The sequence below is a fragment of the Mycobacterium sp. NGS11 genome, assembly GCF_059813315.1.
On the sequence record NZ_JCALEJ010000030.1, the window covers coordinates 1 to 22561 of the forward strand.

The 22561-nt window shown below is 66.5% G+C and carries 25 protein-coding genes and 2 pseudogenes; 15 read left to right on the forward strand and 12 right to left on the reverse strand.

Annotated features, from left to right (window positions below):
• From AC5Y4T_RS22975 to AC5Y4T_RS22995, 5 genes are all read left to right on the forward strand, one after another.
• The coding region (locus AC5Y4T_RS22975; RefSeq protein WP_499955595.1) for a wax ester/triacylglycerol synthase domain-containing protein at positions 1-1053 on the forward strand (1053 nt) is incomplete at its 5' end.
• A gap of 41 nt (positions 1054-1094) precedes the next feature.
• Positions 1095-1946, forward strand: a complete 852-nt coding sequence (gene ppk2 / locus AC5Y4T_RS22980) for a polyphosphate kinase 2 (protein WP_499955597.1) — start codon at positions 1095-1097, stop codon at positions 1944-1946.
• Positions 1947-1948: 2 nt separating this feature from the next.
• Positions 1949-2479: a DUF6912 family protein gene (locus AC5Y4T_RS22985; protein WP_499955599.1), complete on the forward strand. Its 531-nt coding sequence runs from the start codon at positions 1949-1951 to the stop codon at positions 2477-2479.
• Positions 2480-2615: 136 nt separating this feature from the next.
• Positions 2616-3767 (forward strand): ferredoxin reductase, encoded by a 1152-nt coding sequence (locus AC5Y4T_RS22990; RefSeq protein WP_499920732.1) that lies wholly within the window; start codon positions 2616-2618, stop codon positions 3765-3767.
• Positions 3768-3853: 86 nt separating this feature from the next.
• A complete protein-coding gene (locus AC5Y4T_RS22995; protein WP_499955601.1) occupies positions 3854-5137 on the forward strand; it encodes a fatty acid desaturase family protein in 1284 nt (427 codons plus the stop codon).
• Positions 5138-5245: 108 nt separating this feature from the next.
• Here AC5Y4T_RS22995 and AC5Y4T_RS23000 read toward each other — a convergent pair whose 3' ends face one another.
• Together AC5Y4T_RS23000 and AC5Y4T_RS23005 are read right to left on the reverse strand one after the other, a co-directional pair.
• On the reverse strand, positions 5246-6070 hold the full coding sequence (locus AC5Y4T_RS23000; RefSeq protein WP_499955603.1) for a hypothetical protein: 825 nt from the start codon (positions 6068-6070) through the stop codon (positions 5246-5248).
• The gene (locus AC5Y4T_RS23005; RefSeq protein ID WP_499955605.1) at positions 6067-6675 is read right to left on the reverse strand and encodes a TetR/AcrR family transcriptional regulator; all 609 of its coding nucleotides are present in this window, start codon (positions 6673-6675) and stop codon (positions 6067-6069) included. The genes AC5Y4T_RS23000 and AC5Y4T_RS23005 overlap by 4 nt, the downstream gene beginning before the upstream one ends.
• A 147-nt stretch (positions 6676-6822) precedes the next feature.
• On the opposite strand from AC5Y4T_RS23005, the gene AC5Y4T_RS23010 reads away from it, so the two are divergent.
• On the forward strand, positions 6823-8310 hold the full coding sequence (locus AC5Y4T_RS23010; protein ID WP_499955607.1) for an FAD-dependent oxidoreductase: 1488 nt from the start codon (positions 6823-6825) through the stop codon (positions 8308-8310).
• Positions 8311-8319: 9 nt separating this feature from the next.
• Here the strand turns inward: AC5Y4T_RS23010 and AC5Y4T_RS23015 are convergent, their stop codons facing one another.
• Genes AC5Y4T_RS23015 through AC5Y4T_RS23025 form a run of 3 tightly spaced genes read right to left on the reverse strand, consistent with a single transcriptional unit; the run spans position 8320 to position 10874 of the window.
• On the reverse strand, positions 8320-8817 hold the full coding sequence (locus AC5Y4T_RS23015) for a DUF302 domain-containing protein (protein ID WP_499955609.1): 498 nt from the start codon (positions 8815-8817) through the stop codon (positions 8320-8322).
• Entirely contained in the window at positions 8804-9694 is an 891-nt protein-coding gene (locus AC5Y4T_RS23020) for an NmrA family NAD(P)-binding protein (RefSeq protein ID WP_499955611.1), read from the reverse strand. Before AC5Y4T_RS23020 ends, AC5Y4T_RS23015 begins: the two co-directional genes overlap by 14 nt.
• 7 nt (positions 9695-9701) lie before the next feature.
• A complete protein-coding gene (locus AC5Y4T_RS23025) occupies positions 9702-10874 on the reverse strand; it encodes a thiolase family protein (protein WP_499955613.1) in 1173 nt (390 codons plus the stop codon).
• A 97-nt stretch (positions 10875-10971) separates the two neighbouring features.
• Here AC5Y4T_RS23025 and AC5Y4T_RS23030 point away from each other — a divergent pair, with 97 nt between their 5' ends.
• Positions 10972-11448, forward strand: coding sequence for a winged helix-turn-helix transcriptional regulator (locus tag AC5Y4T_RS23030; RefSeq protein ID WP_499920293.1), 477 nt, complete (start codon positions 10972-10974; stop codon positions 11446-11448).
• Here AC5Y4T_RS23030 and rsgA read toward each other — a convergent pair.
• Together rsgA and aroA are read right to left on the reverse strand one after the other, a co-directional pair.
• On the reverse strand, positions 11432-12427 hold the full coding sequence (rsgA, locus tag AC5Y4T_RS23035; protein WP_499955615.1) for a ribosome small subunit-dependent GTPase A: 996 nt from the start codon (positions 12425-12427) through the stop codon (positions 11432-11434). The genes AC5Y4T_RS23030 and rsgA overlap by 17 nt on opposite strands.
• Positions 12424-13707: a 3-phosphoshikimate 1-carboxyvinyltransferase gene (gene aroA / locus AC5Y4T_RS23040; RefSeq protein ID WP_499955617.1), complete on the reverse strand. Its 1284-nt coding sequence runs from the start codon at positions 13705-13707 to the stop codon at positions 12424-12426. Before aroA ends, rsgA begins: the two co-directional genes overlap by 4 nt.
• 69 nt (positions 13708-13776) lie before the next feature.
• Here aroA and AC5Y4T_RS23045 point away from each other — a divergent pair, with 69 nt between their 5' ends.
• From AC5Y4T_RS23045 to AC5Y4T_RS23060, 4 genes and pseudogenes are all read left to right on the forward strand, one after another.
• The gene (locus AC5Y4T_RS23045; protein WP_499955619.1) at positions 13777-14535 is read left to right on the forward strand and encodes an SOS response-associated peptidase; all 759 of its coding nucleotides are present in this window, start codon (positions 13777-13779) and stop codon (positions 14533-14535) included.
• Positions 14536-14888: 353 nt separating this feature from the next.
• Positions 14889-15158, forward strand: a pseudogene (locus tag AC5Y4T_RS23050) (MBL fold metallo-hydrolase); the annotation flags it as partial.
• Positions 15159-15279: 121 nt separating this feature from the next.
• Positions 15280-16029 carry an SDR family NAD(P)-dependent oxidoreductase gene (locus AC5Y4T_RS23055; protein ID WP_499920285.1) on the forward strand — a complete coding sequence of 250 codons (750 nt, stop codon included), beginning with the start codon at positions 15280-15282 and terminating at the stop codon, positions 16027-16029.
• Positions 16030-16084: 55 nt separating this feature from the next.
• A pseudogene (locus AC5Y4T_RS23060) lies at positions 16085-16216 on the forward strand (theronine dehydrogenase); the annotation flags it as partial.
• On the opposite strand, the gene AC5Y4T_RS23065 reads toward AC5Y4T_RS23060, so the two are convergent.
• Both AC5Y4T_RS23065 and AC5Y4T_RS23070 read right to left on the reverse strand, forming a co-directional pair.
• The gene (locus tag AC5Y4T_RS23065) at positions 16203-16688 is read right to left on the reverse strand and encodes an aminoacyl-tRNA deacylase (protein ID WP_499955621.1); all 486 of its coding nucleotides are present in this window, start codon (positions 16686-16688) and stop codon (positions 16203-16205) included. The pseudogene AC5Y4T_RS23060 and the gene AC5Y4T_RS23065 sit on opposite strands and share 14 nt — an antisense overlap.
• Before the next feature lie 4 nt (positions 16689-16692).
• The gene (locus tag AC5Y4T_RS23070) at positions 16693-17541 is read right to left on the reverse strand and encodes an SDR family oxidoreductase (protein WP_499920282.1); all 849 of its coding nucleotides are present in this window, start codon (positions 17539-17541) and stop codon (positions 16693-16695) included.
• 312 nt (positions 17542-17853) lie between these two features.
• On the opposite strand from AC5Y4T_RS23070, the gene AC5Y4T_RS23075 reads away from it, so the two are divergent.
• Both AC5Y4T_RS23075 and rsrA read left to right on the forward strand, forming a co-directional pair.
• Positions 17854-18516, forward strand: a complete 663-nt coding sequence (locus AC5Y4T_RS23075; RefSeq protein ID WP_499920728.1) for a sigma-70 family RNA polymerase sigma factor — start codon at positions 17854-17856, stop codon at positions 18514-18516.
• Positions 18513-18827 (forward strand): mycothiol system anti-sigma-R factor, encoded by a 315-nt coding sequence (rsrA, locus tag AC5Y4T_RS23080; RefSeq protein WP_499920281.1) that lies wholly within the window; start codon positions 18513-18515, stop codon positions 18825-18827. Before AC5Y4T_RS23075 ends, rsrA begins: the two co-directional genes overlap by 4 nt.
• Positions 18828-18834: 7 nt before the next feature.
• Here the strand turns inward: rsrA and AC5Y4T_RS23085 are convergent, their stop codons facing one another.
• Positions 18835-18909 (reverse strand): 50S ribosomal protein bL37, encoded by a 75-nt coding sequence (locus tag AC5Y4T_RS23085; RefSeq protein WP_011728008.1) that lies wholly within the window; start codon positions 18907-18909, stop codon positions 18835-18837.
• Between the two features lie 234 nt (positions 18910-19143).
• Here AC5Y4T_RS23085 and AC5Y4T_RS23090 point away from each other — a divergent pair, with 234 nt between their 5' ends.
• Both AC5Y4T_RS23090 and AC5Y4T_RS23095 read left to right on the forward strand, forming a co-directional pair.
• Positions 19144-19359, forward strand: a complete 216-nt coding sequence (locus tag AC5Y4T_RS23090; protein WP_007773063.1) for a biotin/lipoyl-binding carrier protein — start codon at positions 19144-19146, stop codon at positions 19357-19359.
• Positions 19360-19408: 49 nt separating this feature from the next.
• On the forward strand, positions 19409-20908 hold the full coding sequence (locus AC5Y4T_RS23095) for a sensor histidine kinase (protein WP_499955623.1): 1500 nt from the start codon (positions 19409-19411) through the stop codon (positions 20906-20908).
• Positions 20909-20981: 73 nt separating this feature from the next.
• Here AC5Y4T_RS23095 and whiB1 read toward each other — a convergent pair whose 3' ends face one another.
• Together whiB1 and AC5Y4T_RS23105 are read right to left on the reverse strand one after the other, a co-directional pair.
• The gene (gene whiB1, locus AC5Y4T_RS23100; protein WP_003874607.1) at positions 20982-21236 is read right to left on the reverse strand and encodes a transcriptional regulator WhiB1; all 255 of its coding nucleotides are present in this window, start codon (positions 21234-21236) and stop codon (positions 20982-20984) included.
• A 281-nt stretch (positions 21237-21517) separates the two neighbouring features.
• Entirely contained in the window at positions 21518-22483 is a 966-nt protein-coding gene (locus tag AC5Y4T_RS23105) for a diacylglycerol/lipid kinase family protein (RefSeq protein ID WP_499955625.1), read from the reverse strand.
• Between the last annotated feature and the right edge of the window lie 78 nt (positions 22484-22561).

Here is a 22561-nt window from a genome sequence, read left to right on the forward strand (position 1 = left end):
GGCCTGTCCCAGAACCGGTTGGCCCTCTACACAAAGTCGCATCAAGCGCTGGTCAACGGCATGTCGGCGCTGGAGATCAATCACGTCATCGGCGATCGGACGAAACGCCCGCCCCCTTTCCCCGAGGACATCTGGATACCGGAGCGCGACCCCGGCAACACCCGGCTGGTGCTGGGCGCGATCAGTGAATGGGTCACGGGTCCGGGCGCGCAGCTGCAGGCCGTCGGGTCGATGATCGGCGGGCTGGTCACCAACCACACAGAGCTGCTCGACGCCGGCCGCCGGGTCGTCGACCTGGTGCGCACCGTGGCCCGGGGGACCGCGCCCAGCAGCCCGCTCAACGCGACCGTGTCGCGGCACCGGCGCTTCACGGTCGCGCGGGGCAGGCTCGAGGATTACCGCACCGTGCGCGCGCGCTATGACTGCGACGTCAACGACGTCGTCCTCGCGGTCATCGCCGGCGCGCTGGGGAACTGGCTGATGTCCCGGGGGGTGGCGGTGTCGTCGACCGCGACGGTGCGCGCGATGGCGCCGCTGCCGGTCTACGACGACGGCGACCTCGACGCCAGCGGTCCCGGTCAGGCGATCAGCCAGGTGATGCCGTTCCTCGTCGACTTGCCGGTGGGAGAGCCCAACGCCGTGGTGCGGCTGTCGCAGATCGCGCACGCGACCGAGGCGAACCCGACGGCCGCGCAGCTGGTGGACGCCAGGACCATCGTCACCCTGTCGGGTTTCGCCCCGCCGACCCTGCACGCCATGGGCATTCGGGTGGCGACCAGTTTCCCGAGCTTCTCCAAGCGCACGTTCAACCTGTTGATCACCAACGCGCCGGGCGCGCAGTCGCAGATGTACATCGCCGGCACCAAGTTGCTGGAGACCTATGCGGTGCCGCCGTTGCTGCACAACCAGGCGCTGGCCATCGGGGTGACGTCGTACAACGGCGAGCTGTACTACGGAATCAACGCCGACCGTGAAGCCATGAGCGATGTCGACCTGCTGCCCGGGCTGCTGAACCAAGCGCTCGAAGAACTACTCGAGGCGTCCCGCTCCTAGTCGGCGGTGAAAACCCCTGCGTGCGGCTATCATTCGTTGCTGTGAGTACCGCGAAAAGTGATGGCGCGCCGAACAAGAAGAAGTCGGCTCGACAGGCCGTGCCCAAAATCTCCGACGACGTCTACGAGGCCGAATTGTTCCGGCTGCAAACGGAATTGGTGAAGCTGCAGGAGTGGGTGCGGCAATCCGGGGCGCGGCTGGTGGTGTTGTTCGAGGGCCGCGACGCCGCGGGCAAGGGCGGTGCCATCAAACGGATCACCGAATACCTCAGCCCTCGAATCGCACGCGTCGCCGCGCTGCCGGCGCCCTCGGATCGTGAACGGGGGCAGTGGTATTACCAGCGCTACATCGCGCACTTGCCCACCAGGGGCGAGATCGTGCTGTTCGACCGGTCCTGGTACAACCGGGCGGGCATCGAGAAGGTGATGGGATTCTGCACGCCGCAAGAGCATGCGCTGTTCATGCGGCAGACGCCGATCTTCGAGCAGATGCTGATCGACGACGGGATACTGCTGCGCAAGTACTGGTTCTCGGTCTCCGAGGCCGAACAGCTGCGCCGGTTCAAGGCGCGGCTCAACGACCCGGTGCGGCGATGGAAGCTGTCCCCGATCGACCTCGAATCGGTATACCGGTGGGAGGACTACTCACGAGCCAAGGATGAGATGATGGTGCACACCGACACCCCGGAAAGCCCTTGGTATGTCGTGGAATCCGACATCAAAAAACACGCGCGACTGAACATGATGGCCCATTTGTTGTCCACCGTCCCTTACCGCGATGTCGAGACGCCCAAGGTCGAGCTGCCCGAGCGTCCCGTCGTCAGCGGTGACTACCAGCGCCCGCCGCGCGAACTGTCGACGTACGTCGACGACTACGCGGCCACGCTGATCTGACCATGACGGTCGTCTACATCCCCGCCACGCTGCCCATGCTGGCGCAGCTCGTCGCCGACGGCTCGCTGCGCCCGGTCAACGGCACCGCGTTCGCACTGACGCCGCGGTTGCGCGAGGCCTACGCCGAGGGCGACGACGACGAGCTCGCCGACGTGGCGCTGCGCGAGGCGGCCCTGGCGTCGTTGCGGCTGCTGGCCGCCCGCGAAGCGGAAGCGGCGGAGGGGACCGGCGCGTCATCGGAATCCCTGCGGCCGCGCCGCGCGGTGCTGGCCGCCGAGGTCGAGGACGTCACTTACCGTCCCGACCTCGACGACGCGGTGGTCCGGCTGTCCGGGCCGGTGCGGATCGGCGACGTGATCGCCGCCTACGTCGACAACGCCGGGGCCGAACCGGCGGTGGCGAAGGCCATCGAGGCCGTCGACGCCGCCGACCTGGGCGATGAGGACGCCGACCTGATCGTCGGCGACGCGCAAGACCACGATCTGGCCTGGTACGCCAACCAGGAGCTGCCATTTCTGTTGGAGCTGATGTGACGCCTAAGTGAGGTGATCCGCGTCGCTGCGGTAGCTACGACACCGTAGGTTACGGTACCGTAGGTTTCGTGAGGCGCACAGAATGGATCACAATGTGAGCGCAAGTCAGACGACACATCGTGAGCAGGAGCTTCCCCTGGGCAGACGTAACCCATCGATCACGGGCAACGTCGTCGACACCAAGCGGCCTGTTGTCGCCGGCGCCGACCGGCACCCCGGCTGGCACGCGCTGCGCAAGCTGGCCGCTCGCATCACCACGCCGCTGCTGCCCGATGACTACCTGCATCTGGCCAACCCGCTCTGGTCGGCGCGCGAACTGCGCGGCCGGGTCCTGCAGGTGCGTCGCGAGACGGAAGACTCCGCGACCCTGGTCATCAAGCCGGGCTGGGGCTTCAACTTCGACTACCAGCCGGGCCAGTACATCGGCATCGGGCTGCTCATGGACGGGCGCTGGCGCTGGCGGTCGTATTCGCTCACCTCGGCTCCGTCCGGCAGGTCCGGCTCCGGTTCGGCCCGCACCGTGACCATCACCGTGAAGGCGATGCCGGAGGGGTTCTTGTCGTCGCACTTGGTGGCCGGCGTCGAGCCGGGCACCATCGTCCGGCTGGCCGCCCCGCAGGGCAACTTCGTGCTGCCCGATCCGGCGCCCGCGTCGATCCTGTTCCTCACCGCCGGATCCGGGATCACGCCGGTGATGTCGATGCTGCGGACCCTGGTGCGCCGCAACCAGATTGGTGACATCGCTCACGTGCACTCGGCACCCACCCAATCCGATGTCATGTTCCGGGCCGAGTTGGCCGCGCTGGCCGCCGAGCATCCCGGTTACCGGATGCAGCTGCGCGAGACGCGCACGCAGGGTCGGCTCGACCTGTCCGTGCTGGATCGGCAGGTGCCGGACTGGCGCGATCGGCAGACCTGGGCCTGCGGGCCGGAAGGCATGCTCGCCGAGGCCGAGCGCGTGTGGTCAGCGGCGGGCATCGGCGAGCGCCTGCACCTCGAGCGGTTCGCGGTGTCCAGGGCCGCACCCGCGGGCGCCGGCGGAACGGTTACCTTCGCCCAAAGCGGACGCACGGTAACTGCCGATGCGGCGACGTCGCTGATGGACGCGGGCGAGGGCGTGGGTGTGCAGATGCCCTTCGGCTGCCGGATGGGGATCTGCCAGTCGTGCGTGGTGAGTCTGACCGAGGGGCACGTCCGTGATCTGCGGACCGGCCAGCAGCACGACCCGGGGACCAGGGTGCAGACCTGCGTGTCTGCGGCTTCGGGCGATTGCGTCCTCGACATTTAAATGCTACTCATTGGTAACCTACGCATTCGTAGGTTACGATAGCGTAGGTCTAGTACCGACCGAACGACCGCAGGGAGATGACGACGATGGCGATCACAGACGTCGACGTATTCGCCCATCTGACGGACGCCGACATCGAAAGCCTGGCCGTTGAGCTCGATGCCATCCGCCAGGACGTGGAAGACTCACGCGGCGAGCGGGACGCTCGCTACATCCGCCGCACCATCGCGGCCCAGCGCGCGCTGGAGGTGACCGGCCGGTTGCTGCTGGCCGCCGGCTCGCGGCGCTCGGCCTGGTGGGCGGGGACGGTGACCCTGGGCGTGGCCAAGATCGTCGAGAACATGGAGATCGGCCACAACGTCATGCACGGCCAGTGGGACTGGATGAACGACCCCGAGATTCACTCCTCGACGTGGGAGTGGGACATGAGCGGGTCGTCCAAGCACTGGCGCTACACGCACAACTTCGTGCACCACAAGTACACCAACATTCTGGGAATGGACGACGACGTCGGTTACGGCCTGCTGCGCGTCACCCGCGACCAGAAATGGAAGCGCTTCAACGTTTTCAACCTGGTCTACAACACCATGCTCGCGCTGCTCTTCGAGTGGGGAGTCGGGCTGCAGCATGTGGAGCTCGGCAAGATCGCCAAGCGGCGCATGGACAACGACGAAGCCCGGCAACGCGTCGACGAGTTCTTGGCCAAGGCCGGCCGCCAGGTGCTCAAGGACTACGTCGCGTTCCCGGCGCTGACGTCGGTGTCGCCGGGTGCCACGTACATGTCCACGTTGAAGGCCAACGCGCTTGCCAACGTGATTCGCAACGTGTGGGCCAACGCGGTGATCTTCTGTGGCCATTTCCCCGACGGCGCAGAGAAATTCACCAAGACCGACATGATCGGCGAGACGAAGGGGCAGTGGTACCTGCGTCAGATGCTGGGCAGCGCCAACTTCGAGGCCGGCCCGGCGCTGCGTTTCATGAGCGGCAATCTGTGCCACCAGATCGAGCACCACCTGTACCCGGACCTGCCGAGCAACCGGCTGCACGAGATCTCGGTGCGGGTGCGTCAGGTTTGCGACAAGTACGACTTGCCCTACACCACAGGCTCTTTCCTGTTCCAGTACGCCAAGACGTGGCGCACGCTGGCCAAGCTCTCGCTGCCGAACTCCTACCTGCGTGACGACGCCGACAATGCTCCGGAGACTCGCAGTGAGCGGATGTTCGCCGAGCTCGAGCCCGGTTTCGTCGGCACCGATCCGGCGACCGGCCGCCGCCGCGGTCTGAAGTCCGCGATCGCAGCGGTGCGTGGTTGGCGGCGTGGAAAGCAGGCGGCTGCGGCCCGCCGTGCCGACGACGATCTGGCCGCCTAACCGCCGGTTGGCTTTCGGGCCGAGCCTGCGCACCCCAGCGCGCCGAACGTGTTCTCAGGGCGAAGATTTCGCCGATTTGTCGCCCTCAATGCACGCTCGGCGCGACCGTCAGGGGTGTGTGACGAGGTAGGTCTCGTTGTTCAGGCCGACGGTCAGTTCCTCGACATCGAAGGGGCGGTCCAGCCGTGCGTGCAACGCCTTTGGATCGACCAGCAGGCTTATCTCCGCGGTTTGACGGGCGAAGAGTCTTCCTATAAGCGGATAGATTCGGCGCATGATCGCCCGCTCCGCGGGTGTGCAGCGTGATGCGCAGTAGCCGACGTGGCCGATCTCGTCGGTGAGGATTTCGCTGTAGAGCAGTTCGATCCGTTCGGCGACTACCGGTTCGTCGGCGAAAAGCCTTATGCCGGCGCGTCGTAACTCATCGAACAGGATGCATCCCGCCATCTCCGCGGCTCCGACGAACAAGAAACCGAGCCGTTCGGGCAGGAATACGTTCGCTTTGACGAACTGGCGGATGACGAAGGGCGGCGGGACGACCTGGAAGGTCAGATCGAAGACGTCGAGGGCGTACGCCAACAGTCTCGTGTGGTAGTGCTCCTCCAGCTCGAGGTAGACGCGCTCGGGCGGCACGCTTTCGTCGCTGTTGCGCCCGTACGTCTCACCCAGTCCCACACCGAAGCGCTCCGCCTGATTCAGCTTCGCGGTCGCCAGTAGGAAAAGCATCTTCTCGTCGAGGCCGGGTTCGGGGCGCCGGCGTCGCAGGTTGCGCAGGAAGGTGGTTCGGTCCGCGGGGTGGGCTGACCGAATGGGGTTGGCTTCCAGGCCGTTGAAGAACTCCTCGCGATTGGCAAGCCGTCTGTTGAGCAGATCGGCCTCGCCGTCACGCTTGGCCAAGAAGTCCCGGTAGCCCTCGATGCCCGTGCGATTCATCGCTTCTCCATTCCTTTGACAATCGTTGACACGTAATGGCGCAACAGCGTTGCGTCGTGGGCCCCGGTGGCCAGCAGCGCGAAAAGTCCGGTGAGGAAGAACGTTGCGAGTTCCGCTGCATCGGCGGTGGAGTCGACCTGTCCCGCGTCCTGGGCCCGACTTATGACGCCCACCAGAAATTGTCCGAGCGGGTGCTGCGCGAACTCGTCCTCGATGGGACCGGTAGAGGAGAAATGCAGTCCGAGCATGTCCCGAAACACGGCTTCGCCCAAGCGCCTTTCAGCACTGAGCACGTGAGGTACGAGTTCGGAGAGCACCGCCTCCAGATCACCGCCGGTGTCGCCGAATTCACTGATGATTCGGGTCTCCTCGAGGCGCTCCACCTCGATGAGAACGTGCTCCTTGGTCGGGAAATGGAAATAGAACGTCCCCCGGGCCACGCCGGCCTCGGCAACGATCGCGCTGACATCGGCGGCGGCCACGCCGCGCCGCGAGATCTCGGCCAGCGCCGCGTCGAACAGGCGGGCGCGGGTTTCCAGCCGTCGCGCCTCGCGGACGCCCCCGGCCGGCGATCCGGTCGCGGGCGGCGTCGGTGGTGACTGCATGGAAGCACCGTACGCCACTCGCTGACGGTCGTCAATGACGGGTGTCAGTCAAGCGGGTAGACGCTCGGCTTTCGGGTAGTCGATTACGCTGTCGCCGCGCCGCGGCGCGGGCACATACTTGTCACGGGTGCAAGGAAAGGTGGCCAGATGTCCGCGTCCCAGCCCTCACCGGTAGAAACCTGCGACGTGTGCATCGTGGGAGCAGGCATCGCCGGGCTGAATGCTCTGTTCGCCGCGAGTCGATACCTGTCGCGCAACAACAAGGTGATCCTGATCGATCGACGCCCGCGTGCCGGCGGCATGTGGGTCGATGTGTACCCGTATGTGCGTCTGCACCAACCGCATCCGATGTTCACCGCGGGCAACATCGAATGGACGATCGGCAAGGACCGCTCCTATTTGGCGACCAAAGGCGAAGTGCTCGACCATTTTCGGCACTGCGTGGACGTGATCAGGGAACGCGTGCCGGTGGACGAGTACTTCGGCTGGGACTTCGAGTCGGAGGAAGAAGCGAACGGAATCGTCCGGGCCACCGCCAGCGCTGCCGACGGCCGGAAGCTGGTCGTCGAGGCCAAGCGATTGATCAAAGCCTATGGCCTCGGAATCACGCCGAACGAGCCGCTGCGCATCTCCAGCACGCGCGTCCATTCGGTGTCGCCCGACTACTGCGACGTCCGGTCGGGCGACATCAGCGAAAGCGATGCGCCGGTGTGGATCGTCGGCGGCGGAAAGACCGCGATGGACACCGCGCATGCGTTGATCACCGCATACCCCGGCCGCGAGGTGAACCTCGTCGCCGGCCGGGGAACCTTCTTCTCCTGCCGCGACAGTCTGTTTCCGAGCGGCATCCGGCGGTGGTGGAAGGGCACACCTACGAGCAACCTCGGCACACAATTGAGTAGCCGGTACGACGGCACCAATGAATCAGACGTCCAAGGTTGGTACCGGGCCACCCATGGCACGTTCTTAACCCCGCAGGCGAACAACTTCGTGCTGGGAGTGTTGTCGCGGGCCGAGAACCGCACGATCTGCGCGGGGCTAACCGATGTCCTGATGGACTATTTCGAGGATGCGGTCGATCACAACGACACGACCGAGTTGGTGTTCCGCAGCGGATCGACGAAGACGATCGAACCGGGCAGCTGGGTCGTCAACTGCACGGGATACGTCAAATTCCCCGACGACTATCCCTACGAGCCATACGTTTCGCCCAGTGGTGCAGTCGCTTCCATCAACGTGCGCTCGGCCATACTGCACCTGCCCGCGTTCATCGGGTATTTCCTGGGCCACCTACTGTTCTTGGACAAACTCAATGAGGTTCAGCTCTACGAAGTCGACTGGATGAGCCTGAGGCAGAAGGCGCCGCTGGCTTTTCCGTACGTGCTCTTCGCGCTCGTCCAGCACAACCTCAGCCTGATCTACGACAACGTGCCCAGGAGCGTGTTCGACGAAAACGGACTCGATTTCGATAAGTGGTACCCGCTGCCGCGCCGCCTGCCAAGCGTGGCGCGGTTCCTGCTCACCCACCGCCGGGAACGCGAGCGTCAGCGCCGTGTTCTCGACACGGTGCGGCAGCGTTTCGACATCCGCTGCGGTCCGCTGGGCCAGGAGTATGCACCAAGCGCCACAACGTAATTGGGGTCGTCAGCAACCGCTGGTCACCTCGGTGGCCAGCGCGGCCAACTTGGCATCGAGTTCTTGTGCCGCGCTGAGCAATTCCGCGTTGGGCCCAACCACCATCAGCGACGACGGCTTGACGTAAGTCAGGCTGCTCCCGGTGCCCTCGTCGAGTAACAGCACCTCGACCGGGGCGAACAAGCCGGCCGTGACGTCGTGGCGCAGCATGGTGATGGCGATCAGCGGATTGCCCAGAATCACCCGCAATGCCTTGCGGTCGATTCCGGCCCTGGTGATCCAGGCGCCGTGGTCGAATAGGCCGAACAGCATGAAACCGCTTGGTCCGACGTAGGATTCGACGTGTTTCTGGTAGGAGCTCCAGTCGTCGCCTGACGTCGCTATGTCGTTGATCGGCACCGGCCGCTGGCCGATGTCGGCGAGCAATGCAGCACGTAGTTCGTCGTAGCTCTTGTCGCTGTCGTAGCGCACTCGAATGCCGTCGAAGGGTATTTCAGAGGCTGGCATGCTCGACCTCCTCGCGTCCGAACAACGAACGATGTTCTTTGATGAAGTCGTCCACCGTGCTGAGGGGGCGTCCGATTATTTCTCGGGCCGCGTCGCTGATACCCGCCAGCCGTCCCTCTTGTTGGTCGATTCTTACCGCCGAGAAGTGTTTGAGCTTGGCCGTGTCGTCGGGCGTGCCGATCAGGTCGAGGAACGTCGCTACGGTGACCTGTTGAAACGGCAGATCCTTGCCGAGGATACGGCCGACCTCTGCGGCCAGCTCCCGATGGCTGTACTCGACCGGGCCGGTCAATGTGTACGTGCGGCCGGCGTGCTCCTCGGGTGCAGCGAGGATGGTGGCGGCCGTCAACGCAATATCCCGTCCGGCGATCGGTGCGAAGCGACTATCACCGTCGAAAGGCATGACGTATCGGCCATGTCGGATCGACTCGGCGATGTATGTCAGCCATTCCATGAAGAACGTGACCCTCAAATTGGTGGTCGGGACCCCCGACCAGTCGAAGATCTGCTCGGACAGCCAATGGTTCTGCGTCGTCTTGCTTCGGGCCGCAGGGCGCGACTGGATGTGCGACATGTTGACGATCAATTCGAGATCTGCTTCTTTTGCGGCCTGTGCGAACATGACGGCCGCTTCGACCAGCCCTTCCGCCACTGGGAAGTTGAAGTAGGCGCGTTGCACGCCTTCCAGCGCCGCGCGAATGTCATGGAGAATGAGCGCGTCGCCGAATACCACTTCTGCACCACTGTCGCGAAGGCGTTGCGCGCGGGCGTCGTCCTTGCGCACCATCGCCCTGACCCCTAGGCCGCGCTGGAGCAAGTACTCGACCATCGGCCGCCCAGTATCGCCGTTGGCGGTTGTGACAAGGATTGTCGCCATCGCCCGCTCACAACCGCTCGATGATGGTGGCGTTGGCCATGCCGCCGCCCTCACACATTGTCTGCAGGCCGTAGCGGCCGCCGCGTTGCTCCAAAGCGTTGACGAGCGTCGTCATGATGCGAGCGCCGCTGGCGCCCAACGGATGACCGATCGCGATCGCGCCGCCGTTGACGTTGGTCTTGGTCAGGTCGGCGCCGGTGTCCTGAGCCCAGGCCAGCACGACGGGCGCGAACGCCTCGTTCACCTCGAACAGGTCGATGTCGGCGAGCGTCAGGCCCGCCTTCGACAACACCTTCTCGGTGGCCGGAATGACGCCGGTCAGCATGTACAGCGGGTCGGAGCCCACCACGGTGGCTGTGTGGATCCGGGCCAGCGGGCGTAGTCCAAGTTTCGTGGCGACCTCGCTGCTGGTGATCAACACCGCGGCGCTGCCGTCGGACAGCGGCGACGAATTGCCGGGTGTGATCTCCCAATTGATCTGCGGGAAACGGGCTTTGGCCGCGTCGCTGTAGAATGCCGGCTGCAACCCGGCCAGCGTGTCGACCGTGGTGCCGGGGCGGATGATCTCGTCGGTGGCCAGCCCGGCGATCGGCGTGAGCTCGTTTTCGAACAGGCCCTCCTTGGTGGCGCGGGCGGCCTTTTCGTGGCTGCCGGCGGAGAACTCGTCGAGCTGGGCGCGCGTGAAGCCCCACTTCGCGGCGATCAGTTCGGCGCTGATGCCCTGCGGCACCAGGCCGTCGGGATACCGCCGGGTCATGTCCTCGCCCATCGGGTTGCTGCCCGGCAATACCTGGGTGCCCATCGGGACACGGCTCATCGACTCCACGCCGGCGGCGATGACCAAGTCGTAGGCGCCGGCGATCACGCCCTGGGCCGCGAAGCTGATGGCCTGCTGGCTGCTGCCGCACTGCCGGTCGATCGAAACGCCGGGAACCGACTCCGGGAACCCCGCGCCCAGCAGGGCATTACGCGCGATGTTGGCCGCCTGGTCACCGACCTGAGTGACCGCGCCGGCGATGACGTCGTCGACTTGCGCCGGATCCACGCCGGTACGCGCCACCAGCTCGCGCAGGCTGTGTGCCAGCAGATCTGCCGGCAGCACGTCGTGCAGCGCGCCACTGGCCTTGCCCTTGCCGATGGGGGTGCGGACGGCTCCGACGATGACGGCGTCGCGGTTCATGACTCCTCCTCGAGTCTTGTTCATCTAGGTATAGCTTGCTGTACCCAGATAAACACCTCGGTATGCTTAAAGCAACCCAGCCGCGGAGGTGATTTAGATGACACTGCTGCAAGGACCGCTGGCCGACCGCGACGCCTGGTCGGCGGTGGGCGAGTGCGCGATCGAGAAGACGATGGCCGTCGTCGGAACCAAGTCCGCGATGCTGATCATGCGCGAGGCCTATTACGGCACCACCCGATTCGACGACTTCGCCCGCCGGGTCGGCATCACCAAGGCCGCCACCTCGGCGCGGCTGAGCGAACTGGTCGAGCTGGGATTGCTACGGCGCCAGCCCTATCGAGAGCCCGGGCAGCGCAGCCGCGACGAGTATGTACTCACCGACTCCGGCATCGCATTCATGCCGGTGGTGTGGGCGATGTTCGAGTGGGGGAGACATCATCTGCCCGGCCGCAACCGCCTGCGACTGGTCCACCTGGACTGCGGCGCCGAGGCGAGCGTCGAAATCCGTTGCGCGGAAGGGCATCTGGTGCCGCCAGACGAGCTCGGCATGCGACTGGCTAAGAAGTCTGGTTGAGCGCGGCCAGCAGCCGGCGCGCCGCGGCGACCCGGCGCACGGCGGGCCCGGTCAGTGTGTCCAGGGCGCACTCGGGGTCGGCCGGCGGGCCCATGTGCCCGCAGCCGCGCGGGCAATCCGCAATGGCCTCGGCCAAATCGGAAAACGCCATCATGACGTCGTCGGGCTGGATGTGTGCCAGCCCGAAGGACCGGATGCCCGGCGTGTCGATCACCCAGCCGGTGGTGCCCAGCGGCTCGGTCAGCGGCAGCGCCACCGACTGCGTCGAGGTGTGCCGTCCCCTGCCGATGTCGGTCACGTCGCCGACGGCACGATCCGCGTCGGGCACGAGACGGTTGACCAAGGTGGACTTGCCGACGCCGGAATGCCCGAGCAGCACGGTGATCTTGCCCGCGAGGAGGTCCGCGACGGCCAGCAGGGGATCGTCGCGGCCGGCGGCGACCACGGTCAGGTCCAGGTCGACGAACTGTTCCGCGAACGGCTCGGGCGGGGCGAGGTCGGTCTTGGTCAGGCACAAGATCGGCGTGAGGCCGCCGGCGTAGGCGGCGATCAGCGTCCGGTCCACCAGGCCGGTGCGGGGCGGCGGGTCGGCCAGTGCCACCACGATGAGCAGCTGATCGGCGTTGGCCACCACCACCCGTTCGGTCGGATCGGTGTCATCGGCGGTGCGCCGCAACACCGTTCGGCGCTCGCCGCGGCGCACGATGCGGGCCAGCGTATCCGCCCGCCCGGACAGGTCGCCTACCACGTCGACGTCGTCGCCCACGACGATCGGGGTGCGGCCCAGTTCGCGGGCCCGCATGGCGGTGACCCGGCGATCGACGTCGCCGCCCAGCACGCATCCCCACCGGCCGCGGTCGACGCTGACCACCATCGCGGCTTCGGCGTCGGCGTGCTCGGGGCGGGTCTTGGTCCGCGGCCGCGACCCCCGGCCGGAGCGGATCTTGACGTCGGACTCGTCGTAGTCGCCGGGCCTCACATGCCGTGCCCCAGCATCCGGGCCCACAGCTGCGGAAAGTCGGGCAACGTCTTGCTGGTGGCGCCGATGTCGCTCACCTCGACCCCGTCCACCCGCAGCCCGACGATCGCGCCCGCCATCGCCATCCGGTGGTCGGCATACGCGTGCCACGTCCCGGCGCGCAGCGGCGTCGCGGTGATCACCAGGCCGTCGGACGTTTCCTCGCAATCGCCGCCCAGGCGGTTGATCTCGGCGCTCAGCGCGGCGAGCCGGTCGGTCTCGTGCCCCCGCAGGTGAGCGATGCCGGTGAGCCGGGATACCGATCCGGGCGTCGCCAGCGCCGCCAGGGCGGCCACCGAGGGTGTCAGCTCGCCCACGGCGCGCAGGTCGACGTCGAAGCCGCCGTACTCCTCGGAACCGCGCACCTCCAGAGACGAATCGGTCTGCTTCACAACGGTATTCAACTTGCCTAACACGGACAAAATGTCGTCGGCGGGCTGCACGCTGTCGGCCGGCCAGCCGGTGATGCGCACCGAACCGCCGCTGACCACCGCCGCCGCAAGGAACGGAACGGCGTTCGTCAGATCCGGCTCGACCTGCCAGTGCCGCGCCGCCACCGGCCCCGGGCGAACCGTCCAGCTGTTGGGAACGGAATCGTCGACGTCGACGCCGGCCTGCCGCAACATCACCACCGTCATCGCGATGTGCGGGGCCGACGGCAGTGCCGGACCGGTGTGTCGCACGGTCAGACCCTCGGTGAACGAGGGCGCGCACAACAGCAACCCCGAGACGAACTGCGAGGAGGCCGAGGCGTCGATTTCCACGGTGCCGCCGCTGATCGAGCCGGCGCCCAGCACCCGGAACGGCAGGCCGGAGCCGTCGATCCGGACGCCGAGCCCGCGCAGCGCGTCCAGCAGCGGCGCGATGGGCCGCGCCCGGGCCTGCTCGTCGCCGTCGAACTCCACCACCGACTCGGCCAGCGCCGCCAGCGGCGGCACGAACCGCAGCACCGTGCCGGCCAGGCCGCAATCGACTTGCGCCGGCGTCTCCGGATCGACGCGACCGCTGACCGTCAGCTCCGTCTCGTCACCGTCGACACGCAAGCCCAGGGTGCGCAACGCCCCGATCATCAGGTCGGTGTCCCGGCTGCGCAGCGCCCCGCTGATGGTCGGGGTGCCTTGGTCTAGGGCCGCCGCCAGGCCTGCGAGCACCAGGGCCCGGTTGGTCTGCGACTTCGAACCCGGAACGGTCACGGTCGCCCGCACGGGCTGCGATGCCACGGGGGCCGTCCACGCACTCATCGGTCCATCATTGCCTGTCGCCGGTTTTTGCCACCAATAGGATTCGGTGGCTCTGCCACTATGGAATGTATGTGTGGACGGTTCGCGGTAACGACCGATCCGGCCCTGCTGGCCGAGAAGATCAAGGCGATCGACGAGGCGACGGGCGCCGACGCATCCGCGCCCAACTACAACGTGGCCCCGACGTCGACCATCGCGACCGTCGTCAGCCGGCATTCCGAGCCCGACGACCAGCCGACGCGGCGGGTGCGGCTGATGCGCTGGGGCTTGGTGCCGCCGTGGGCCAAGGCCGGTGCCGACGGCGCGCCGGACACCAAGGGCCCGATGCTGATCAACGCTCGCGCGGACAAGGTCACCACGTCGCCCGCCTTCCGGACCAGCGCCAAATCCAAGCGCTGCCTGATCCCGATGGATGGCTACTACGAATGGCGGGTCAATTCGGACGATGCCGCCGGGAAGAAGACCCTCAAGACGCCGTTTTTCATGTACTCCGAAGACGGCGAGCCGCTGTTCATGGCGGGTCTGTGGTCGGTGTGGAAACCCGCCAAAGACGCCGCACCACTGCTGAGCTGCACCATCATCACCACCGATGCGCCGGGGGAACTGGCGCAGATTCACGATCGGATGCCCTTGGTGATGCCCGAACGCGACTGGGACCGGTGGCTGGACCCGGACGCCGCGATCGATGAAAACCTGCTGGCCCGCACACCCGATGTGCGCGCCATTCGGATGCGCGAGGTGTCGACGTTGGTCAACAACGTCCGCAACAACGGCCCGCAGTTGCTCGAGCCGGCCGAGCCGCAGCCCGAACAGATGAAAATTCTCTAGCGCTGCCTTAGCGCGACGTCGTCATCGGTGCGTTGTTCGCCGATTCGTGATGACTCGATTGAGCAACGGTTTTGTGGCACATACATACCTATTTCTCACCGATGTGGCGCGGGAGAACCCGTCGGCCTGACCATCGATCTCATGACGAGTGCACTGCTTTGCCCCGAGCTTTGCCCCGAGTGCAGCTTTCCCGAACTCGCACCCGGTCTGTGCTACTTCTGCGCTCCCGTTGTCGAAACGCCAGTCATCGCTCTCACGACCGCCCGGCGGCCTAGGGGACCGCGTGCCGACGCCGAACGTAGCCTGCCCACCGGCGCGGCCGGTCCCTTCGCTGCGGCGGGCTGACGCGACAAATTCATCGGGAGCTCCCGGGAGCCGGCGATCTCTCGGCCACGACGGACACTCCCGCGAAGCCCCGAGGCGACGGCGCCTGAATGTCGCCGGGCGTCTCCCACTCCTTGCGGTCGCAACCGACGAGCGGGGGCAGATCATCTGCAACTGCCTACTGGGCTTCGAAGACCATTGCGCCGCAACGCTTTTGTCGACACAGCCGGTCCGACGCGGCGATCACCGTCAGCCAGGGGGTTGCCGAGGACTGGGGCGAGGTCAACTCGCCGCGCGACGAGGACATCAAGGTGGCCATGCACCGCCGGCCGCCGACGCGCACGAGGCGCTGTTGGCCGCACCGAAGATTGCTGGGATGGCCTGGCCCGATAAGTCCATCAACGAATTGAGGACGTCCGAATGAACATCGTCAACTTCGACTTCACCGGCTCTCAGGTGCTGGTTACCGGCGGCACCAACGGCATCGGGAACGCCATCGCCACCGGCTTCGCCGCCGCCGGGGCCACCGTCACGGTGACCGGCACCCGCGGGTCGGCCGCGGACTATCCCGGAAAGGAGCTGGGCGCGTTCGCGTACCGGCAGTGCCAGATTCAGGATGCCGAATCGGTTGACGCCCTGGCGGATTCGCTGGGGGACCTGGATATCCTGATCAACAACGCGGGTGGCCCCTATCCCGCCGGCGACGAATACGACCCGGATGGCTACGTCGCGTCGGTCGCGCAGAACATGCTCGGTCCGATGCGGCTGACGATGCGATGTCACGAACGGCTCAAGTCCAGCCAGGCGCTGGGCGGCGCGAGCGTCGTCAGCGTGGTCTCGATGTCCGCTTTCCGCTCGGCGGTCTTCGTCCCCGGCTATGCCTCGGCGAAGATGGGCCTGATCGCACTGACTATGAACCTGTCCCGCCGGTGGGCCGACGACGGGATCCGGGTCAACGCCATCGCGCCGGGGCTCATCGACACCCGAATCACGAAACCGGCCATGGGAATTCCCGAGGTGATGGACGTCGAGATCGGCTTCCACACCCCGCTGGGCAGGCCGGGTACACCCCGGGACTGCGCTGGCGCGGCGCTATTCTTGTGTACCGACGCCGCCTCGTATATCACCGGCAGCACCATCGCCGTCGACGGCGGATACCTGACGGTCTAACGCAAAAGCGACCACAACCTGTGACGGTAGGCCGCAGAGCCCCATGATGAACATCGATCTCGTCGCGAACTGGGAGAAGTACGCGCTGATCGTCAGCCACACGATCCCGTTCGAGAACGTCGGCGAAGCGCTCGAGCTGGCCCACACTCCGGGGGCCGCCGACAAGGTCGTCGTCACGTTCTGCTGATGTCGGCGGTGACCGCGCCGGTGAGGCGGACCAGATCCTGCGGCGCCACCGCGACCTCCCAGCCCCGGCGCCCGGCACTGCAGAACACCCGATCCCACGCCAGCGCACCGGAATCGACAACGGTCGCCAGCTTTTTGCGCTGACCGAACGGCGACACCGCACCGAGCACGTACCCGGTCGCCCGCTCGGCGACGGCGGCGTCGGCCATGGATGCCTTGGCAACCCCCAGCGCGGTGGCCGCCGCCTTCAGCGAGAGCCGGGCGCTCGCCGGCACGATCGCGACCGCCAGCCCGCCCGGAACCGTGATGACCAGCGTTTTGAATATCTGCCCGGGTTCGACGCCGGCGGCCTCGGTGAGCGCTTTGATCGCCTCCGCGCCGAACGACTGCTCCCGCCGGTCGTGCTCGAACGTCAGGACTTCGTGCGGCACACCGGCTTTCACCAGGGCGGCGATGCCCGGTGTGGCGGCCACGCTATTACGGGCCCGTGTACCCCGGCGGGTTGACGCCGTCGACCCAGAAGTCGACGCCGAGCTTCGAGCCGGGAATGCAGTCGTAGGTGGACAGGTCCGTGACGCCGGATTCCACCAGCACGTCCTCGCACAGCAGCATGTTGCCGGTGAACTCCTTGGCCGGCTTGTTCAGGATGACGTAGGCCGCATCGGAGTAGATCTCGGGCTTGCGGGCCCGTCCCATCGCCTCGTCGCCGCCGAGCAGGTTCTGCACCGCGGCGGTGGCCACCAGCGTGCGCGGCCACAACGTGTTGGACGCGATGCCCTCTTCGCGCATCTCCTGTGCGATGCCCAACGCGCACAACGTCATACCGAACTTGGCCATCATGTACGCCGTCGGCTTCAGCCACTCCTGGCCCAGCAGCACCGGCGGGGACAGCGTCAGGATGTGCGGGTTCTCCCGGCCCTTCATGTGGGGCAGGCACGCTTGGGAGACCGCGTACGTGCCCCGCACCTGGATGCCGTTCATCAGGTCGAACCGCTTCATCGGCACCTCGGAGATGGATCCCAGGTTGATGGCCGACGCGTTGTTGACGCAGATGTCGATGCCGCCGAACTGCTCGACGGTCTTGGCCACAGCCGCCTCGACCGATTCCGGGTCGCGGACGTCCCCGACGATGGGCAGCGCCTGCCCACCGGCTTCCTCGAGTTCCTTGGCCGCCGTGAACACCGTTCCGGGCAGCTTCGGGTGCGGCTCGGCCGTCTTGGCGATCAGGGCGATGTTGGCGCCGTCCTGTGCGGCGCGCTTGGCGATCGCCAGGCCGATACCGCGGCTGGCGCCGGAGATGAACATGGTCTTGCCGTTCAGGGACATGGCGTCACACTAACGCCACGCCCGAACCGCCGGGATCGGGGTCCGATCGGGCCGGCAGGCACCGGTATCCAGCGACATCGGGCTGCGGAAATAGCGAGGTCGTGCGAGGCGTTGATCCAGTCGGTTTCACATGCGGTGGAGCAGGCCCGGACGGACGGTGTCGGGGTCAGCCTTTAGATTGGGAGGAGCAGCGTGGTGTCAACGGCGACGAGCCTGTTAGGCGAGGAGCGGTTGGCTGGCTTCCTTGCGAGTCCGGTGGCGCTTTCCGTGCTCTCCGGCAACACCGCCGCAGAAGGGACCGGGTTGATCGAGATGGCCGATGCTGAAGATGGCCGCGATGGTGCGACGGGGCCCGAGACTGCCGAGCCCGCAGCGCCCGAAGAGACGGACGCCGAGTTAACGGCGCGGTTCGAGCGCGACGCTATCCCCCTGCTGGACCAGCTCTACGGTGGCGCGCTGCGCATGACGCGCAATCCCGCCGACGCCGAAGACCTGCTGCAAGAGACCATGGTCAAGGCCTATGCGGGCTTCCGGTCGTTCCGGGCCGGCACCAATCTCAAGGCGTGGCTGTACCGGATCCTGACCAACACCTACATCAACAGCTATCGCAAGAAGCAGCGCCAACCCGCGGAGTACCCGACCGAGGAGATCACCGACTGGCAGCTGGCCTCCAACGCCGAGCATTCGTCCACCGGGCTGCGTTCGGCAGAGGTGGAGGCACTCGAGGCGCTGCCGGACTCGGAGATCAAAGACGCGCTGGCGGCTTTGCCGGAAGAATTTCGGATGGCGGTCTACTACGCCGACGTCGAAGGTTTCCCGTACAAGGAAATCGCCGAGATCATGGATACGCCGATTGGAACGGTAATGTCACGGCTGCACCGCGGCCGCCGGCAGTTGCGTGGCCTGTTGGCCGACGTTGCCAAGGAGCGGGGCTTCAACCGCGGTCAGCAGACGCACGAGGAGGTGTCGTCATGAGCGAGTTCTCCGGCCAGGGCGGTGCCTCGCCCGACGCCTGCCCCAACGACGAGTCGCACGGCAGCGTCGGCTGCGCGGAGGTCATCCGGCAGGTCTGGCTGCTGCTCGACGGTGAATGCGGCCCGGATACCCGCGAACAGCTGCGCCGGCACCTGGAGGCGTGCCCCGGCTGCTTCAAGCACTACGGGCTCGAAGAGCGGATCAAGGCGTTGATCGCCACCAAATGCAAGGGCGAGAAGGCCCCCGAGGGGTTGCGCGAGCGGCTACGCCTCGAGATCCGGCGCACCACGATCATTCGGGGCACGCAGTAGCGTCGCTCTAGGCGTTGGGGCGCTTGCCGTGGTTGGCCTTGCTGTGCTTGCGGTCGCGCTTCTTACGGCCTCGTTTGGCCATGGTGAAAACCTCCGTGATTGCTGTCAAACTGGGCGCTCCGCGCCCGTTGGCTTGACGGCCATTCTCTCACGGGACGTCCTATGCAGTGTCTTCGCCCTCGCGGGGCCCCTCCGGGCCCCGTGCGCCGCGGCCCCGACCGGCGCTGTGGTTCGATGTATCCGAGCCTGATGGGCGGAAAAGAACCGTGATGACCAGCAGCCAGCCTGCGCGAAGGCCGAGACGAGTGGGGTGAAGATGGCGGAGGATGTGCGCGCCGAGATCGTGGCCAGCGTGCTCGAAGTCGTTGTGAACGAGGGTGACCAGATCGGCAAAGGCGACATCGTGGTGCTGTTGGAGTCGATGAAGATGGAGATCCCCGTCCTGGCCGAAGTGGGCGGCACGGTCAGCAAGGTCAGCGTGTCGGTGGGTGACGTGATTCAGGCCGGCGACCTCATCGCGGTGATCAGCTAGCCGTCGGACCCCCTCGACCAACCGCCGGGAACGACCCGGGGAGTAAGCGATGTCAACTCTCGGTGACCTGCTCGCCGAACACACCATGTTGCCGGGCAACGCGGTGGACCACCTGCACGCGGTGGTCGGGGAGTGGCAGCTGCTGGCCGACCTCTCCTTCGCCGACTACCTGATGTGGGTGCGGCGCGACGACGGCGTGCTGGTCTGTGTGGCGCAGTGCCGGCCGAACACGGCGCCCACGGCGCTGCAGACCGACGCGGTAGGCACCGCCGTCGGATCCGACCGATTGGCCCTCGTGGCCGAGACGTTCGCGTCGGGCACCGCGCAGCGCAACAACGTTGCCGGACAACAGGATTCGTGGTTGCCAGGCACCCACATCGAGGCGTCTCCGGTGCGCTATGGCGGCAAGGTGGTGGCCGTGCTCACTCACCATCAGACCGCGTTGGCCGCCGACCGCAGGTCCGGTCAGCTGGAGATCGCCTACCGGGAGTGCGCCACCGACCTGGTCCACATGCTCGCCGAGGGAACCTTTCCGGACGTCGGGGACGTGGTGATGTCGCGTTCGACCCCGCGCGCGGGCGATGGCTTCATCCGCCTCGACGTGCACGGCGTCGTCGCGTACGCAAGTCCCAACGCGCTGTCCGCCTACCACCGGATGGGCCTGACCACCGAACTGGAGGGGCGCAACCTCATCGAGGTCACGCGCCCGCTGATCTCCGACCCATTCGAGGCCCAGGAGGTGGCCGAGCACGTAAGTGATCTGGTGGCCGGCGGGCGCAGCATGCGCATGGAGGTCGACGCCGGCGGAGCCACCGTGCTGCTGCGCACGCTGCCGTTGATAGTCGACGGCGCCAGCGCCGGTGCCGCGGTGCTGATCCGCGACGTCACCGAGGTCAAGCGTCGCGACCGGGCCCTGATATCCAAGGACGCCACCATCCGGGAGATCCACCACCGGGTCAAGAACAACCTGCAAACCGTGGCGGCGCTGTTGCGCCTGCAGGCCCGCCGGACCGTCAACGCCGAGGGGCGCGAGGCCCTGATCGAGTCGGTGCGGCGGGTGTCGTCGATCGCGTTGGTGCACGACGCGCTGTCGATGTCGGTGGACGAGCAGGTCAACCTCGACGAGGTGATCGACCGCATCCTGCCGATCATGAACGACGTCGCGTCGGTGGACCGGCCGATCCGCATCAACCGGGTCGGCGACCTGGGTGTGCTGGACTCCGACCGGGCCACCGCGCTGATCATGGTGATCACCGAACTGGTGCAGAACGCGATCGAACACGCCTTTGACCCAGCGGCCGAAGAGGGCTCGGTGACGATTCGCGCCGAGCGATCCGCCCGCTGGCTCGACGTCGTGGTGCACGACGACGGCCGAGGCCTGCCGGAGGGATTCAGCCTGGAGAACTCCGACAGCCTCGGTCTGCAGATCGTGCGGACGCTGGTGTCGGCCGAGCTGGACGGCACGCTGGGCATGAGTGAGGCGCCCGCCCGCGGCACCGATGTGGTGCTACGGGTGCCCATCGGCCGGCGGACCCGATTGCTGCTGTAGGCGTGCGCACTGACTTACACGCAAAGGTGCGGCCCCGACTTTCGTCGAGGCCGCACTATTTGCGTTATGTGGGTTAAACCCCGCTGCGGGCCTTCGTCCGGGCGTTGCGACGCTTCAACGCACGCCGCTCGTCTTCGCTCATGCCGCCCCAGACGCCCGAGTCCTGGCCAGTGTTCAGGGCCCAACCAAGGCACTCTGTGGTCACCGGACACCGATTACAGACCAGTTTCGCGTCAGCGATCTGCGCGAGCGCCGGGCCGCTGTTCCCTACCGGGAAGAACAGCTCCGGGTCCTCGTCACGACAGACCGCCTTGTGGCGCCAATCCATACGTCTTTACTCCTCACTGAGTGCGCAGCAAGGCGCACGGCCATTTTCTTCGGCTGTTTAACGCGTGCAGAAGAAAAGGAGTCCGGACTCCTACGTAGTTTCTGCATGCAACCTTTTGATCGTTTCACAGGCTCAACAGATGTCAATAGCGTGAGTTCGCTCGTGGGCTATCTCACTTTGATCATCTAGTCGCCAAGCCCTCACTCCGTTGTACTACACTCCACGGGCTGCTTCGGTGTGATTTCCTCTTCGCACGCCGCCTCGGCGGCTATCGGAGCAGGTCAGCGCCATTTCTGTTGAGGCGGCGCAACCACCGCCAGCGCGTCCGGGACCGCCTTGAACGTCATGGTTTCGCGCACCCCGAGGTAATCGCCGTCGAACTGGCAGGCCACTGCGCCCGCGGTCGAGGTAACTCGCACGCATGGCAGGTCGTCCTCGGTAATGAGGTGCTTGAAGTCGAACTTGGGCTGTTTTGCGAACATCTGCCGCACGATTCGCAGGGTGGGGATCGTCTTCATGGTGGTAGGCGCGAACACCCCCAGGCCCGACTCGAAGCTGCAGCCGGGATTGGTCCACACCGGCCGTTCGTTGGCGAAGGTCCACGGGCTGGAGTTCGACACGAACGCGAAGCTGACGCCGGTGATGGGTTCGCGGCCGGGAAGTTCCAGCGTCAGCATCGGTTCGCGGCGCGTGTAGCCCCACACGGCGGGCACCGCCGCGCGGATGTAGCGCCACGCCGAAACCTTGCCGCCCTTGTCCCGTTCGGCCTCGACCGCGGCCACCACCTCGGCATCGACGCCCATGCCGGTGTTGAACACCGCCCAGCGTTCGCCGCAGTCGATCAGGCCGATCCGCCGCCAGGCTTGGCGCCGCTGGTAGTCGTCGAGCAGCTGGATGAGCTGATTGGTGGCCGCGACCGGATCCGCGGAAATACCCAGGGACCGCGCCAGCACGTTCGCCGAACCGCCGGGCACCACGGCAACCGCGGGTATCGGTCCGCCCGGAAGCGGCCCCGGCCGGCCGAGCAGGCCGTTGACCACCCCGCTCACCGTGCCGTCGCCGCCGTGCACCACCACCAGATCGATCCCGTCGGCGACGGCCTTCTGCGCGAGCTCGGTGCCGTGACCGCGGTGGTTGGTGTGTTCGACGGTGAGCTGCAGGCGGCTCTTGAGCGCGTGGGCCAGCAGGTCGCGACCGGCCGGGGTGGTGGAAGTGGCTGTGGGGTTGACGATCAGCACGGCCCGCATGAGCCACGAGCTTAGGCGGGCCAGTTAAGGCCACGCTGTGGGGGAACCGCCGGGGACCGGGCGGCTGCCCTGGCTACG